The organism is Streptomyces sp. YIM 130001, from assembly GCF_003574445.1.
Taxonomy (GTDB): Bacteria; Actinomycetota; Actinomycetes; order Streptomycetales; family Streptomycetaceae; genus Streptomyces.
This window is the reverse complement of the sequence record NZ_KZ984552.1, coordinates 1-14420: the sequence shown is the minus strand read 5'-3', so window position 1 is coordinate 14420 and position 14420 is coordinate 1. Positions and strand designations below refer to the sequence as shown.

Annotated in this window: 12 protein-coding genes and 1 riboswitch; of the genes, 2 read left to right on the top strand and 10 right to left on the bottom strand. The window is 68.0% G+C overall.

Going from position 1 to position 14420, the window contains the following annotated elements; genetic code table 11:
- Positions 1-32: 32 nt before the first annotated feature.
- The 6 genes from DSC45_RS10040 to DSC45_RS10015 form a co-directional block, all read right to left on the bottom strand.
- On the bottom strand, positions 33-1415 hold the full coding sequence (locus tag DSC45_RS10040; RefSeq protein WP_119289280.1) for an aminotransferase class V-fold PLP-dependent enzyme: 1383 nt from the start codon (positions 1413-1415) through the stop codon (positions 33-35).
- Positions 1416-1585: 170 nt separating this feature from the next.
- Positions 1586-1702, bottom strand: a riboswitch (SAM riboswitch).
- Positions 1703-1948: 246 nt separating this feature from the next.
- Complete coding sequence (gene trpD / locus DSC45_RS10035) at positions 1949-3013, bottom strand: anthranilate phosphoribosyltransferase (protein WP_119289279.1); 1065 nt, start codon at positions 3011-3013, stop codon at positions 1949-1951.
- 144 nt (positions 3014-3157) lie between these two features.
- Positions 3158-4804 carry a cytochrome bc1 complex cytochrome b subunit gene (locus tag DSC45_RS10030; protein WP_119289277.1) on the bottom strand — a complete coding sequence of 549 codons (1647 nt, stop codon included), beginning with the start codon at positions 4802-4804 and terminating at the stop codon, positions 3158-3160.
- A complete protein-coding gene (locus DSC45_RS10025; protein ID WP_119289275.1) occupies positions 4801-5859 on the bottom strand; it encodes a cytochrome bc1 complex Rieske iron-sulfur subunit in 1059 nt (352 codons plus the stop codon). The genes DSC45_RS10030 and DSC45_RS10025 overlap by 4 nt, the downstream gene beginning before the upstream one ends.
- A complete protein-coding gene (locus DSC45_RS10020) occupies positions 5856-6665 on the bottom strand; it encodes a cytochrome bc1 complex diheme cytochrome c subunit (RefSeq protein WP_119289273.1) in 810 nt (269 codons plus the stop codon). The genes DSC45_RS10025 and DSC45_RS10020 overlap by 4 nt, the downstream gene beginning before the upstream one ends.
- A 77-nt stretch (positions 6666-6742) precedes the next feature.
- Positions 6743-7363, bottom strand: a complete 621-nt coding sequence (locus DSC45_RS10015; RefSeq protein WP_119289272.1) for an aa3-type cytochrome oxidase subunit III — start codon at positions 7361-7363, stop codon at positions 6743-6745.
- A 223-nt stretch (positions 7364-7586) separates the two neighbouring features.
- On the opposite strand from DSC45_RS10015, the gene DSC45_RS10010 reads away from it, so the two are divergent.
- Complete coding sequence (locus tag DSC45_RS10010) at positions 7587-7988, top strand: DNA-binding transcriptional response regulator (protein WP_119289270.1); 402 nt, start codon at positions 7587-7589, stop codon at positions 7986-7988.
- 101 nt (positions 7989-8089) lie between these two features.
- On the opposite strand, the gene DSC45_RS10005 is transcribed toward DSC45_RS10010, so the two are convergent.
- The 4 genes from DSC45_RS10005 to coxB all read right to left on the bottom strand — a co-directional run bounded on the left by DSC45_RS10005 (position 8090) and on the right by coxB (position 12538).
- Complete coding sequence (locus tag DSC45_RS10005) at positions 8090-9346, bottom strand: L,D-transpeptidase (RefSeq protein ID WP_119289268.1); 1257 nt, start codon at positions 9344-9346, stop codon at positions 8090-8092.
- Between the two features lie 128 nt (positions 9347-9474).
- Complete coding sequence (locus tag DSC45_RS10000; protein WP_119289266.1) at positions 9475-9873, bottom strand: cytochrome c oxidase subunit 4; 399 nt, start codon at positions 9871-9873, stop codon at positions 9475-9477.
- Positions 9870-11606: an aa3-type cytochrome oxidase subunit I gene (ctaD, locus tag DSC45_RS09995; protein ID WP_119289264.1), complete on the bottom strand. Its 1737-nt coding sequence runs from the start codon at positions 11604-11606 to the stop codon at positions 9870-9872. Before ctaD ends, DSC45_RS10000 begins: the two co-directional genes overlap by 4 nt.
- Positions 11603-12538 (bottom strand): aa3-type cytochrome oxidase subunit II, encoded by a 936-nt coding sequence (gene coxB / locus DSC45_RS09990; protein ID WP_119289907.1) that lies wholly within the window; start codon positions 12536-12538, stop codon positions 11603-11605. The genes ctaD and coxB overlap by 4 nt, the downstream gene beginning before the upstream one ends.
- A 427-nt stretch (positions 12539-12965) precedes the next feature.
- On the opposite strand from coxB, the gene DSC45_RS09985 reads away from it, so the two are divergent.
- Positions 12966-14420 (top strand): cysteine desulfurase/sulfurtransferase TusA family protein (locus tag DSC45_RS09985; protein ID WP_119289262.1); only part of this gene is annotated, 1455 nt, incomplete at its 3' end.

Genomic DNA, 14420 nt, shown 5'->3' with positions numbered 1-14420 from the left:
AACGTCGGGCGTCGGTGCGAGGGCGCCCGGTGTCAGGCGTCGGTGTCCGGGACGCAGCGGCCGTCCTCGGTGCGGTAGTTCCACCGCGCACCGTCCCTGACCAGCTCCCGCACGGCCCGGACGAAGCGCTCGACGTGCTCGTCGGGCGTGCCGGCCCCGAAGCTCACCCGGATCGCGTTGAGGGACTTCTGGCCGGGCGCGGCCTCGGGGGCACCGCACTCGCCCTGCTCCTGGGGGTCGCTGCCGAGCAGGGTGCGCACCAGCGGGTGGGCGCAGAACAGTCCGTCGCGTACGCCGATCCCGTACTCGGCGGAGAGAGCGGCGGCGAAGTGCGAGCTGTTCCAGCCGTCCACGACGAAGGACAGCACCCCGACCCGGGGCGCGTCGTCGCCGAACAGCGACAGCACCCGCACCTCGGGCACATCGGCGAGCCCGGACCGCAGCTCCGCGATCAACTCCTGCTCACGGGCGACGAGTTCATCGAAGCCGGCCTCGGTGAGCGCCTTGCAGGCGGAGGCGATGGAGTACGCACCGATGACGTTCGGCGAACCGGCCTCGTGCCGGGCGGCGGTGGTGTGCCACTCGACGTCGACGCCGCCGTCCTCGCGCCGGGTCACCGCACGCGAGGCGCCGCCGCCGGCCAGGTACGGCTCGGCCTCCTGCAGCCAGTCGGTCCGTCCGGCGAGCACGCCGGCACCGAACGGCGCGTAGAGCTTGTGGCCGGAGAACGCCACCCAGTCGACGCCGAGTTCGGCGATGTCGACGGCGTGGTGCGGGACCAGCTGTGCGGCGTCGAGCACGATCCGTGCGCCGTGGGCGTGCGCGGCGGCAGCGAGCTCCTGTACGGGCCACAGTTCACCGGTCACGTTGGAGGCGCCGGTGACGCAGACCAGCGCGGGACCGTGCGGATCGCGGGCCGCGAGCGCGCGCTCCAGAGTGGCGACCGCCTCGTCGGGCGTACGCGGGGCGTCGAGGTAGGTGACGCGGGCGTCCCGCCAGGGCAGCAGCGAGGCGTGGTGCTCGGTCTCGAAGACGAAGACCTGGCAGTCGGTGGGCAGCGCGGAGGCGAGCAGGTTCAGCGAGTCGGTGGTGGAGCGCGTGAAGACGACCTGGTCGTCGGTGCGGCAGCCGAGGAAGTCGAAGACGGTGCGGCGGCTGTTCTCGAAGAGGTCCGTGGACAGCTGCGACAGGTAGCCGGCACCGCGGTGCACGCTGCCGTAGTACGGGGCGTAGGCCGCCACGTCGTCCCAGACGCGCTGCAGGGCGGGGGCGCTGGCGGCGTAGTCGAGGGCGGCGTAGGTGACCTCGCCACCGGTGACCAGCGGGACGCTCACGTCACGGCCGAGCACCTCGAGCGGCGTACAGGCGACGGGGCCTTCGGTGGTGGCGGCGGCGGCGGCGGTGACTGCAGACATGGCGAACTCCCGTGACAGGCAAACGAATTCACTGCGCGAACGGTGCACGCGGGGGCACACGTCGACGCAGGAGAAAGGAAGGGGGTAACCGGAGGTGGGGCGGGACGCCCTATCGCATTCGCTTGCTCACGAGACTGCTCCCTCGAGGACCAGGACCCCAAGTTCGCAGGGGTCCGCGCTTGCCGCAGACCTCGCTGCCTACGGCCTGGTCTTCACCCGGGGCACCCCGCCACGGACGGAGGGTTGCCGGACAGCGGGCCGGGGCCTCGTCGCTGTCGCTCATGACCTGCCTGGAAGTATGCCAAACGATGCTCTGCGCGCAACACCCGGTCCACATCCCGGACCCTCCCCGAGCCCGCCAGGCGGCCGAGGACGTCTCGAAATCGCACCCGCCCGGCACGCACCGGCCGAACACGCCCTCAATCGCCGACGGGCTGCAAGGGGAACGGCTCCACCGCCCCCACCGAGCCGAACCCGATACCGAGCCGAACCCGATCCCGAGCCGCCCCCGATACCGAGCCGCACCGCAGGCACTACGAGTTGCTGACGGCCACCCACCGCTCGAGCGCAGCCTTCGCCGCCCCCGAGTCGATCGCATCGGCGGCCAACTCCATCCCACCCCGAATCCGATCCACCAGGGACCCCTCAGCGCGCCCGGCCGCAACCAGCGCTGCGGAGGCGTTGAGCAGGACCGCATCCCGCACCGGCCCCCGCTCCCCCGCCAGCAGCCGATGCGCCACCTCCGCGTTGTACGAGGCGTCGGCGCCCCGCAGTGCCTCGACCGGCACCAGGTCCACGCCCACGTCCCGGGGGTCGAAGCCCTCCTCGCGCACCGCTCCGTCCCGTACCTCCCAGACCCGGGACGTCGCTGTGGTGGTCAGCTCGTCGAGTCCGTCGTCCCCGCGGAACACCAGGGCACTCGAGCCGCGCTCGGCCAGCACCCCGGCGATGATGGGCGCCATCCGGGCGTCCGCGACACCGGTCGCCTGGGCCTTCACCCGGGCCGGATTGGTCAGCGGACCCAGAAAGTTGAACACCGTGCGGATGCCCAACTCCTTGCGCGCGACCGCCACATGACGCAGCGCGGGGTGGAAGCGCACGGCGAAGCAGAAGGTGATGCCGGCCTCGTCGGCGACCTGGGCCACCCGCCCCGGGCTGAGCTCCAGATTCACGCCGAGCTTCTCCAGGACGTCGGAGGCCCCCGACGCTGAGGACGCGGCCCGGTTGCCGTGCTTGACGACCTTGGTCCCGGTACCGGCCACGACGATCGCGGACATCGTGGAGATGTTGACGGTCTTCGCGCCGTCGCCGCCCGTACCGACGATGTCGACACTCGGTCCAGGTACGTCGATCACGTTGGCATGCTCGTACATCGTGCGGACGAGCCCGCTGATCTCGTCCACCGTCTCGCCCTTGGCCCGCAGCGCCACCGCGAAGCCGGCGATCTGCGCGTCGCTCGCCTCGCCGCGCATGATGCGGTCCATCGCCCAGGCGGTGTCGTCGGCACTCTGGTCGTGGCCGTCGAGGAGTCCGTTCAGTACTCCGGGCCAGGAACGGGCCGCCGCGGTGTCGCCTCCAGCGGGGTGCACAGCGCTCATGGTCGCTCCTGGTGTCGTAACGGCGTTTTCGGGAACGGGGCTCAGCCTAGCCAAGCCCCGGAACCGCAAAGAGCCCCGTCCGACGAATGGACGGGGCTCAGAGCGGTGGCACAGCAGATACTGCTCAGGTACTGCTACGGAGCATCAGTGGTGGCCGTGGCCGCTGGTGATCTCCTTGTACTCCTCCGCCGTGGGCTTGGGGATCTGGTTGTCCTCCCCGTAGTAGCCCTCGGACAGCTTGGCGCGCAGCTTCTCGGTGGCGGGCACCTTGCGCTCCACACCGTTCTCGTCGGTCGTCGCGCCGATGGCGGCCGGCTGGTACTGCTCGTGTGCCGTGAGGGTGTGCAGGTCCTCCTGGCTGAGCGGCTCGTGCACCTCGACGAACTCACCGTGCGGCAGCCGCTTGATGATGCCGGACTCGCGGCCGTGCAGGACCTTGTCCTTGTCCCGGCGCTGCAGTCCGAGGCAGATCCGCTTGGTGACGATGAAGGCGAGCACGGGCCCGACGAAGAACGCGATCCGGACGAACCAGGTGATCGAGTTGATCGACAGATTGAAGTGCGTCGCCCAGATGTCGTTACCACCACCGACGAGCAGGATGAAGTACCAGGTGAGCCAGCCGACACCGAAGGCCGTACGGGTCGGGGCGTTGCGCGGGCGGTCCAGGATGTGGTGCTCGCGCTTGTCCCCGGTGATCCAGGACTCGATGAACGGGTACACGGCGATCGACACGAGGACCAGCGGGAAGATGATCAGCGGGACGAAGACGCCCAGTACGAGGGTGTGACCCCACGCGTTGATCTCCCAGCCAGGCATCACACGGATCAGGCCCTCGGAGAAGCCCATGTACCAGTCGGGTTGGGCGCCCGTGCCGACCATGTCCGGTCGATAGGGACCGATGGCCCAGATCGGGTTGATCGTGGCGACCGCCGCGACGACCGCGATCACACCGAACACCAGGAAGAAGAATCCGCCGGCCTTCGCCATGTACACCGGGAGCAGCGGCATGCCGACGACGTTCTTGTTCGTCTTGCCGGGACCCGCGAACTGGGTGTGCTTGTGGTAGAAGACCAGGATCAGGTGCGCCACCAGCAGGCCGAGCATGATGCCCGGCAACAGCAGGATGTGGACCGAGTAGAAGCGGGCCACGAAGTCGCCGCCCGGGAACTCCCCGCCGAACAGGAACATCGACAGATACGTGCCGACGACCGGGACGGACAGGATCGCGCCCTGCATGAAGCGCACACCGGTACCGGAGAGCAGGTCGTCCGGCAGCGAGTAACCGGTGAAACCGGTGAACATGCCGAGGACGAGCAGCAGGAAGCCGAACAGCCAGTTGACCTCACGCGGCTTGCGGAACGCGCCGGTGAAGAAGACGCGCATCATGTGGACCAGCATCGCGGCCACGAAGATCAGCGCCGCCCAGTGGTGGATCTGCCGGATCAGCAGACCACCGCGGACGTCGAAGCTGATGTGCATCGTCGAGTTGAAGGCCTCGGACACCAGCTGGCCCTGCATGGGGATGTAACTGCCGTGGTACTCCACCTCGTTCATCGACGGGTGGAAGAACAGCGTCAGGTACACACCCGTGAGGATGATGATGATGAAGCTGTAGAGGCAGACCTCGCCCAGCATGAAGGACCAGTGGTCCGGGAAGATCTTCCGCATGTTGGCCTTGGCCAGGCCGTAGATGCCCAGCCTGCCGTCGGCCCAGTCGGCGACCTTCTCGCCGGCGGGTGCCTTGCGGCCCGAGGGGGCCGCCGGTGCGGTCTTGGTTGCTTCAGTACTCATCCGCGCTCCCAGAAGGCAGGACCGACGGGCTCGTCGAAGTCGCCGAGCGCCTCGAGGTAGCCCTCCTCGTTCACGCCGATGCGCAGCTGCGGCAGGGCGTGACCGGCCGGGCCGAAGATGACTCGGGCGCCGTCGGAGAGGTCGAAGGTGGACTGGTGACACGGGCAGAGGACGTGGTGCGTCTGCTGCTCGTACAGGGAGATCGGGCAGCCCACGTGGGTGCAGATCTTCGAGTAGGCGACGATGCCCTCGTGCGCCCACTCGCGCTGCTGCTTGTCCTTGATGTCGTCCGGCTTGATGCGGACGATCATCAGGGCAGCCTTGGCGATCTCCTTCTGGAAGTCGTGGTCGTGCTCCTCCAGACCCTCCGGCTTGCAGAAGGTCAGCGAACCGACGCGGACGTCCGAGGGACGCAGCGGCTCGTTGGTGTTCTGGTTGACCAGGAGCTTGCCCTTGGACCAGAGCGTGTGACGCAGCTTGTCCTCCGGCAGCGGGCCGAGGTCGCGCAGCAGCACCACACCCGACAGCGGAACCAGGGCCAGTGCACCGAACATGGTGTTACGGACCAGCTTGCGCCGACCGATGACGGACTCCGCGGCACCCTGCCGGAAGTCCTCCATGACCTTGGCCTTGACCTCGGGCTCGGCCTCGATCGGGTGCCGCTCGTCGGCGATCTCCACGTCGGACATCAGCGTGCGGGCCCAGTGGACCGCGCCGGCGCCGATGCAGAACAGGGCGAGGCCGAGAGTCAGTCCGAGCGAGAAGTTGAGCGCGCTGATCCGGCCGAACGGGAAGATGTAGACGATCTTGTCGACCGGGAACGCCACGAAGGACGCGATGAACGCGACCGTGGCGATCATGGACAGCGTGAACAGCAGGGCCACGGTGCGCTCGGAGCGCTTGGCGGCCCGCTCGTCGATGTCCTGGATCCGGTGCTCATGGGGCGGAAGCCCCGGATTCTCGAACGGGTCCTTGGCGTCCGCGTGCGCCACCTCGCCGTGACCGGCGGCCTGCTCACTGGGCAGGTTCTCTTCTGGAATGTCTTGGGTACTCATGACTTCCTGGCCTTTGCGGTCCGCGCGGCAACCCAGACGGCGACGGCGATCATCATGCCGAGACCGAAGATCCAGGCGAACAGACCCTCACTGACCGGACCGAGGCCGCCCAGGGTGAGCCCGCCGGGGTTGTCGGTCTTGTCGCTGTTGACCGACTCGAGGTAGCCGATGATGTCGCGCTTCTGCTGCTCCGGCATCGTGGTGTCGGGGAAGGACGGCATGTTCTGCGGGCCGGTCTGCATGGCCTCGTAGATGTGCTTGGGCGAGACGTCCGCAAGATCCGGTGCGTACTTGCCGTGGGTGAGTGCGCCGCCCTTACCGGTGAAGTTGTGGCACTGCGCGCAGTTGTTGCGGAACAGCTCGCCACCCTTGCCGATGTCGGCGCCCTCGGGGTTGTACTGCTTCTCGGTGGGCGTGACCGGACCGGCACCGAGCGACGCGATGTACGCCGAGAGCTGGTCGACCTCCGCCTGCGAGTAGATGGCCTTCTTCTTGGGCACCTGGGCGCCGGGCTGCTGGGCCGGCATCCGGCCCGTGCTCACCTGGAAGTCGACGGCTGCGGAGCCGACGCCCACCAGGCTGGGGCCGTCGGAACTGCCCTGACCGCCGGTTCCGTGGCAGCTGGAGCAGCCCACGGAGTACAGCTTCTTACCCTCGTCGATGGCGAGGGACTGGGCGGTTTCTTCGGCCTGCGCCTTGTCCGCCGGCGCGAACGCGGCGTACAGCCCCCCGGTAGCCGCCAGCGCGAGGAGTAGGACGACGAGCGCCGCCAGCGGATGGCGTCGTCGTGCGGAGAGCTTTTTCACGGATTACCCCGGTGTCAGGATCTTCTGCGTCGATGCTTCTGGACTGTGTCCGGATGTGCCGCCGGTGCGGCGCCCGTTTACTTGATCATGTAGATCGTGGCGAAGAGGCCGATCCAGACGACATCGACGAAGTGCCAGTAGTAGGACACGACGATGGCGGCGGTTGCCTGCTCGTGGGTGAACCTCTTGGCCGCATAGGTCCTCCCGAGGACCAGCAGGAAGGCGATGAGCCCACCCGTCACATGCAGGCCGTGGAACCCGGTGGTCAGGTAGAACACGGAGCCGTACGGGTCGGACGAGAGGGAGAGCCCCTCGTGCTTGACCAGCTCCGTGTACTCGAGGACCTGACCTCCGATGAACACCGATCCCATGATGAAGGTCACGATGAACCACATCCGGAGCTTCTTCACGTCCCCGCGCTCGGCGGCGAAAACGCCGAGCTGGCAGGTGAGGGAGGAGAGCACCAGGATCGTGGTGTTCGTGAGGGAGAACGGGAAGTTGAGGGCCGAGGCCATTTCCTTCCAGTGCTCGGCACCCGTAACCGAACGCAGGGTGAAGTACATCGCGAAAAGGGCCGCGAAGAACATCAGCTCGGAACTCAGCCAGATGATGGTTCCGACGCTGGTGAGGTTCGGCCGATTGACCGACGGGTGCGCGTGCCCGGTATCTACTGTCGTTGCTGTCGCCACGACCGACATTATGTCGGTCGCTTATCCCGCCCTCACCCCGGGGGGTGCCGTTCGGAGTGTTCCACCCCGATGTCCAGCCCGGATGGCCCATCGAAGGCCTGTCCTTACCGGTGTTGACGGGGTGTTGGACGGAGTAGCATCCGGCCATCGGTTCATGACCGTCACAGCCCTCACGGGGCCGATGGCTCCGACCGCCCGGATGGCCAACTGACAGCGCAGTCACGGAGGAACGATGCAGGCGACCGCCACGGTCCTGGTCTACAGCGACGACGCCAACACCCGCGAGCAGGTGCGACTGGCCACGGGACGGCGCCCGGCGACGGACGTGCCCCAGGTCGAGTTCATCGAGTGCGCCACGTTGCCCGCGGTCCTCAAGGAGCTGGACAACGGCGGCGTGGACGTCTGCGTCCTGGACGGCGAGACCGCTCCGGCGGGTGGCATGGGTGTCTGCCGGCAGATCAAGGACGAGATCTTCAACTGCCCGCCCGTACTGCTGCTCATCGGACGCCCCCAGGACGCCTGGCTGGCCACCTGGAGCCGTGCCGACGCGGCCGTGACGCTGCCCGTCGAGCCCGTCGAGTTCGCCTCCGCGCTGGCGCAGCTGCTGCGCGCCCGTACAGCCGTCGGGGCCTGAGAGCCGCCGGCTGCCTCCCTGCGGCCGTCCCACGCACCCACGGGAGCTTCGGTACGGCCGACGGCCCGGGCGTCGTCTCCGGCGCCCGGGCGGCATCCGGCTCAGACCTGCGGCCGGAGCCGGGCTGCATCGACCTTGCTGCGACCGACGGGCGTGTCACCGAACACGGCACTGCCCGCACGCCACTTGTCCCAGCTGAGATTCCAGTCACCGAGACCATTGCCGAAGGCGGGCATGTCCTCGCCCTCGCTGTTGACGGTCTTCACCAGGTCGCCCTGGCGGACGGTCTCGTAGAACCAGGCGGCGTTCCCGGTGCTCATGCCCACGCAGCCGTGGCTGACGTTGGCCGCTCCCTGCGAGCCCACCGACCACGGTGCCGCGTGCACGTACTCACCCGTGTCGGTGAGTCTCGTCGCGTAGTACACCGGCAGGTCGTACGAGTCCGAGGTGCCCTCGGCGATGCCGATGCTGGTCCCGCGCATCCGGACGAAGTACTCCTTGCCGAGCACCACTTTGGTGCCGTTGCGGGTGGAGTAGCCGGGCTTGCCGGTCGTCACCGGGATCGAGTTGATCTCCTCGCCGTTGCGGTACACCGTCATGTAGTGCGCGCCGGCGTCCGCGACGGCCTCGACCCGGTCGCCCGTCTTCAGCTTCAGCGGCTTGGACTCACCGCCCCTGAGCTTGTCCGTGACCTTGATGCCGCGCAGGTTCGAGCTGACGTCGATGGTCGCGTTGGCCGGCCAGTACTCCTTCGGGCGGTAGTGCAGCTTCTCGCTGTCCACCCAGTGCCAGGTGCCCTCGGTGACGGGCTGCGAGCGCACCTTGAGGGCGCGTTCGACGATGGACCTGGCCTCCTTGCCCTTGACCGGCTCACTGAGCTCGGCGGTGACGGGCTGGCCCACTCCGTAGGTCCCCTTCTCCGGGCCGAACTCCACCTTCAGTTGCTTCTTCTTGGCGACGCCCGTATCGAAGGTGAGCTGCTTGCGGCCGGGCGAGCCGTCCTCGTTCTCGGTGCTGACCTGCACCGTGTACGTGGCCTCGGCCGCCAGCGACGCCGTGGAGTGCCAGCGGGTGCCGTCCGCGGAGAGTTCGCCGGCCACGTAGCGGCCGGCGGCGTCGGTGGCCGTCACATCGGTGATGCGGCCGTCCTCGCCCTGCGCGGTGACCTCGATGGGCTTGTCCGGGTCGGCCTTCTTGCCTTCGGAGGGACCGTTGAAGTCGACCTGCCCCGCCGCGTCGTACGGCTGCGCCGAGAGCGGATGGCCGTCGGAGCTGCCGCAGCCCGCGGCGCCCGCCCCGAGGGCGACGACAACGAGCGTGCAGCTCAGTACCGTGCGGATTCGCGGTGAGTGGCTCATGGTCCGACGGTATGAACCACCGTCAATTCCGGCGCGTCGGGTGACCCGTACGAGGGTCACCCGATACGGCAAAGGAAGGACCCGGACCTCCTGATGGAGTGTCCGGGTCCCTCGGGCAGTGCGGTGTGCTACTGGTTCTGGCTCTCTCCGCGGTAGTACTCGAAGACCCAGCCCCACAGGCCGATCAGCAGCAGCGGCGCCGAGAAGAACAGCAGCCACCAGCCGATCGCGACGCCCAGGAAGGCCAGAGCGCCACCGACGGCGAGCGAGAGAGGCTGCCAGCTGTGCGGGGAGAAGAACCCCACCTCGCCGGCCTCGTCCGCGACGTCGGCCTCTTTGTTGTCCTGCGCCATGGAGTCGACCCGCCGGGCCGTGAAGGCCAGGTAGAAGCCGATCATCACGCTCAGTCCGAAGGACAGGACCAGCGCCGTGGTGCCGACCGGCTCCTTCGACCAGTAGCCGTACACGACGGCGACGATCAGGATGAAGGCGCTCAGCCACAGGAACATCTTGCCCTGGATCTTCACTTGCCGGCCTCCTTGCTGCCGGAGAGGGCCGAGGCCCCGTGCCCGGAGTGCCCGAGCTGGTCGATGGCGGAGATCTCAGGGTGGTGCAGGTCGAACGCCGGGGATTCGGACCGGATCCGCGGCAGGGTGAGGAAGTTGTGCCGCGGCGGCGGGCAGGACGTCGCCCACTCGAGCGAGCGGCCGTAGCCCCACGGGTCGTCGACCTCGATCTTCTTGCCGTACTTGGCCGTCTTCCAGATGTTGTAGAAGAACGGCAGCATCGACAGGCCGAGCAGGAACGAGCTGATCGTGGAGATGGTGTTCAGCGCGGTGAACCCGTCGGCCGCGAGGTAGTCCGGGTACCGGCGCGGCATGCCCTCGGCACCCAGCCAGTGCTGGACCAGGAACGTGCCGTGGAATCCGATGAACAGCGTCCAGAAGGTGATCTTGCCGAGACGCTCGTCCAGCATCTTGCCGGTGAACTTCGGCCACCAGAAGTGGAATCCGGCGAACATCGCGAACACCACGGTGCCGAACACCACGTAGTGGAAGTGCGCCACCACGAAGTACGAGTCGGAGACGTGGAAGTCCATCGGCGGCGAGGCCAGGATGACACCCGTCAGACCACCGAAGAGGAAGGTGATCAGGAAGCCGATCGACCAGAGCATCGGTGTCTCGAAGGACAACGAGCCCTTCCACATCGTTCCGATCCAGTTGAAGAACTTCACACCGGTCGGCACCGCGATGAGGAACGTCATGAAGGAGAAGAACGGCAAGAGGACGCCGCCCGTCACGTACATGTGGTGCGCCCACACCGTCACCGAGAGACCGGCGATGGCGATCGTCGCGCCCACCAGACCCGAGTAACCGAAGATCGGCTTCCGCGAGAAGACCGGAATGACCTCGGAGACGATGCCGAAGAACGGCAAGGCGATGATGTACACCTCTGGATGCCCGAAGAACCAGAACAGATGCTGCCAGAGCAGCGAACCTCCGTTCTCCGGACTGAAGATCTGCGCCCCGAATTTCCGGTCCGCCTCCAGGGCGAACAGCGCGGCGGCGAGCACCGGGAAGGCGAGCAGCACGAGCACACCGGTGAGCAGGACGTTCCAGGTGAAGATCGGCATCCGGAACATCGTCATGCCGGGGGCGCGCATGCAGATGATCGTGGTGATGAAGTTGACCGACCCGAGGATCGTACCGAAACCGGAGAAGGCCAGACCCATGATCCACATGTCGGCGCCGACGCCCGGTGACCGGACCGCGTCGGACAGCGGTGAGTACGCGAACCATCCGAAGTCGGCCGCACCCTGCGGGGTGAGGAAGCCGGCCACCGCGATGATCGAGCCGAACAGGTAGAGCCAGTAGGCGAACATGTTCAGCCGCGGGAACGCCACATCGGGGGCGCCGATCTGCAGCGGCATGATCCAGTTCGCGAAGCCGGCGAACAGCGGCGTCGCGAACATCAGCAGCATGATCGTGCCGTGCATCGTGAACGCCTGGTTGAACTGCTCGTTCGACATGATCTGCGTGCCGGGACGGGCGAGTTCGGCGCGCATGAACAGCGCCATCACGCCGCCGATGCAGAAGAACGCGAACGACGTGATCAGGTAGAGCGAACCGATCGTCTTGTGGTCAGTGGTGGTGAGCCACTTGATGACGACGTTGCCCGGCTCCTTGCGCCGTACCGGCAGCTCGTCCTCGTATGAGTCGTCGGCTGCGGCGGCACCCTGGGGTTCATTGAGGATGCTCACAGTTGGTTCTTCTCCGCATTCCTGGCCGGGTCCGTCTGCTCGATGCCTGACGGGACGTAGCCGGTCTGGCCCTTCTTGGCCAGCTCCTCCAGGTGCTGCTGGTAGCGCTCGGGGGAGACGACCTTGACGTTGAAGAGCATCCGGGAGTGATCGACGCCGCAGAGCTCGGCGCACTTACCCATGAAGGTGCCCTCCTTGTTGGGGGTCACCTCGAAGGTGTTGGTGTGTCCCGGGATGACGTCCTGCTTCATGAGGAACGGCACCACCCAGAAGGAGTGGATGACGTCACGGGAGGTCAGGACGAACCGGACCTTCTCCCCCTTCGGCAGCCACAGCGTCGGGCCCGGGTTGTTGTTCTGCGGGTTGCGCTCGCCGGGAGTACCGACGTGGTGCACACCGCCCGCGTTGTCCGGGAACTGCTCGACGAGCCGGTTGGGGATCGCCTTGAGGTTCTCGTCCTTCTTCGCGTCGCCGTTCGAGCCTTCGACGTCCTCGACGTAGTTGAAGGCCCAGCTCCACTGGAATCCGACCACATTGACCGTGTGAGTCGGTTTGTCCGAGAGTGCGAGGAGCTTCGACTCGTCCCGAGCGGTGAAGTAGAAGAGGACGGAGACGATGATCAGCGGAACCACGGTGTACAGCGCCTCGATGGGCATGTTGTACCGCGTCTGCTGAGGAACCTCGATCTTGGTGCGGCTGCGCCGGTGGAAGATCACGCTCCACAGGATCAGGCCCCATACGAGCACACCCGTGACGAGAGCTGCCGCCCACGAGCCCTGCCAGAGTGACAGGATCCGCGGCGCCTCCTCCGTCGTCGGGGTGGGCATACCAAGGCGGGGAAAGTCCTTGTATGTGCAACCTGTGGCGGATGCCAGGATCAGGCCCGCAGTCATTGCCTGGAGCAGCTTCCGCCGCATCGGGCGCCGCGACATGGGGGTACCGCCCACGCCCTTCAGGCGATGGGGGAGGTCGGAGCCGTTGGGACTCACGTAGCGCCTTCCCGAGAGTCTCGCCCGCTCGGCCGGGCTCGTCCTTAGAGGTGGTCGGGCTCCGGACCCTGTACGGGCAGGGTTTGGATGTTTATGCGGACCAAACCCTACTGGACGCTATTTAGGGTCGCGCGGGGAGGGTGCCCAACGCGCCGCGGCACTCCCCGAAGGGGTGGTGAGCAGGGGCTGCGGCGCCCCGAGTCCGGGCCTCGGCGCGGTATCTGACGGTGGCTTCACTGCGGTGCGGGTGCACATCGGGCACCCGGCGCGTCGCGCGTGGACCGTCGCACGGATGCGGTGGCGGCTGCCGCGGAAGGAAGGGGACGCGGGCCGTCGCGGGCCGTCCGCTGGGCGGGGATAGCGTGAGTGCGTGCCCTACTTCGATGCCGCTTCCTCCGTTCCTCTGCATCCGGTGGCCCGGCAGGCCCTCGAGGCCTCGCTGGACGAGGGCTGGGCGGACCCTGCCCGGCTCCATCGCGAGGGCCGGCGGGCCCGGTTGCTGCTCGATGCCGCGCGCGAGGCCGCTGCCGAGGCGGTGGGCTGCCGCCCGGACGAGCTGGTGTTCACCCCTTCCGGTACGCGTGCGGTGCACTCCGCCATGTCCGGGGCGCTTGCCGGCCGGTCGCGGGTGGGGCGTCACCTCGTCGTGTCCTCCGTCGAGCATTCGTGCGTACTCCATTCGGCCGCGGTGCACGAGAAGGCCGGCGGCGAGGTGGTGGAGGTGGGCGTCGACCGTGCCGGCCGGGTCGATCCGGCGGGCTTCGCCGCGGCGCTGCGGGCGGACACCGCCCTGGCATGTCTTCAGTCGGCCAACCACGAGGTGGGGACGCGACAGCCGGTGGCGGAGGTGGCCTCGGCGTGTCGCGCGGCGGGGGTGCCGCTTCTGGTGGATGCGGCGCAGTCCTTGTTGTGGGGGCCGGTGCCGGGTGACTGGTCGCTGCTCGCCGGGAGTGCGCACAAATGGGGCGGGCCCGCCGGTGTCGGTCTGCTCGTGGTCCGCAAGGGGGTGCGCTTCGCGCCGCAAGGGCCGGTCGACGAGCGGGAGTCGGGGCGGGCCGCCGGCTTCGAGAACATTCCGGCGGTGGTGGCCGCGGCCGCCTCGCTGCGGGCCGTACGGGCGGAGGCGGCCCAAGAAGCGGCCCGGCTGCGCGAGTTGACGGACCGGATCCGGCGGCGTGTGGCCGAACTGGTGCCGGACGTCGAGGTCGTCGGTGATCCGGAACAGCGTCTGCCGCATCTGCTGACGTTCTCTTGTCTCCATGTCGACGGGGAGACTTTGCTGCACGAGCTGGACCGGGCCGGATTCTCGGTGTCGTCCGGGTCCTCGTGCACCAGCTCCACGCTGACGCCCAGCCATGTGCTGAAGGCGATGGGGGTGCTGAGCGAGGGGAACATCCGGGTGTCGCTGCCGCTGGGTACCGCGGAGGACGACGTCGACCGGTTCCTCCAGGTGGTGCCGGGGGTGGTGGCGGAGGTGCGCGCGAAGCTGGGGGCACCGGCCGCGGGGTCCTCGGCGGCGGGGAATTCGGCTGCGGGCTCCGTGGCGCCCGCGGACGGGGATGCGGTTTCACCGGACGCGAGCCCGGGGGATGCGGGCGAGGCGCCGGACCTGGTCGTCGACGCGCTCGGCAAACGGTGCCCGATCCCGGTGATCGAGCTGGCGAAGGTCATCGGCCGGGTGCCGGTGGGCGGCACGGTCACGGTCCTGTCCGACGACGCGGCCGCCCGCCTCGACATCCCGGCCTGGTGCGAGATGCGCGCACAGACCTACGAGGGCGAGCACCCGGTGGACGGCGGAGTCGCCTATCGGGTGCGACGGCTGAAC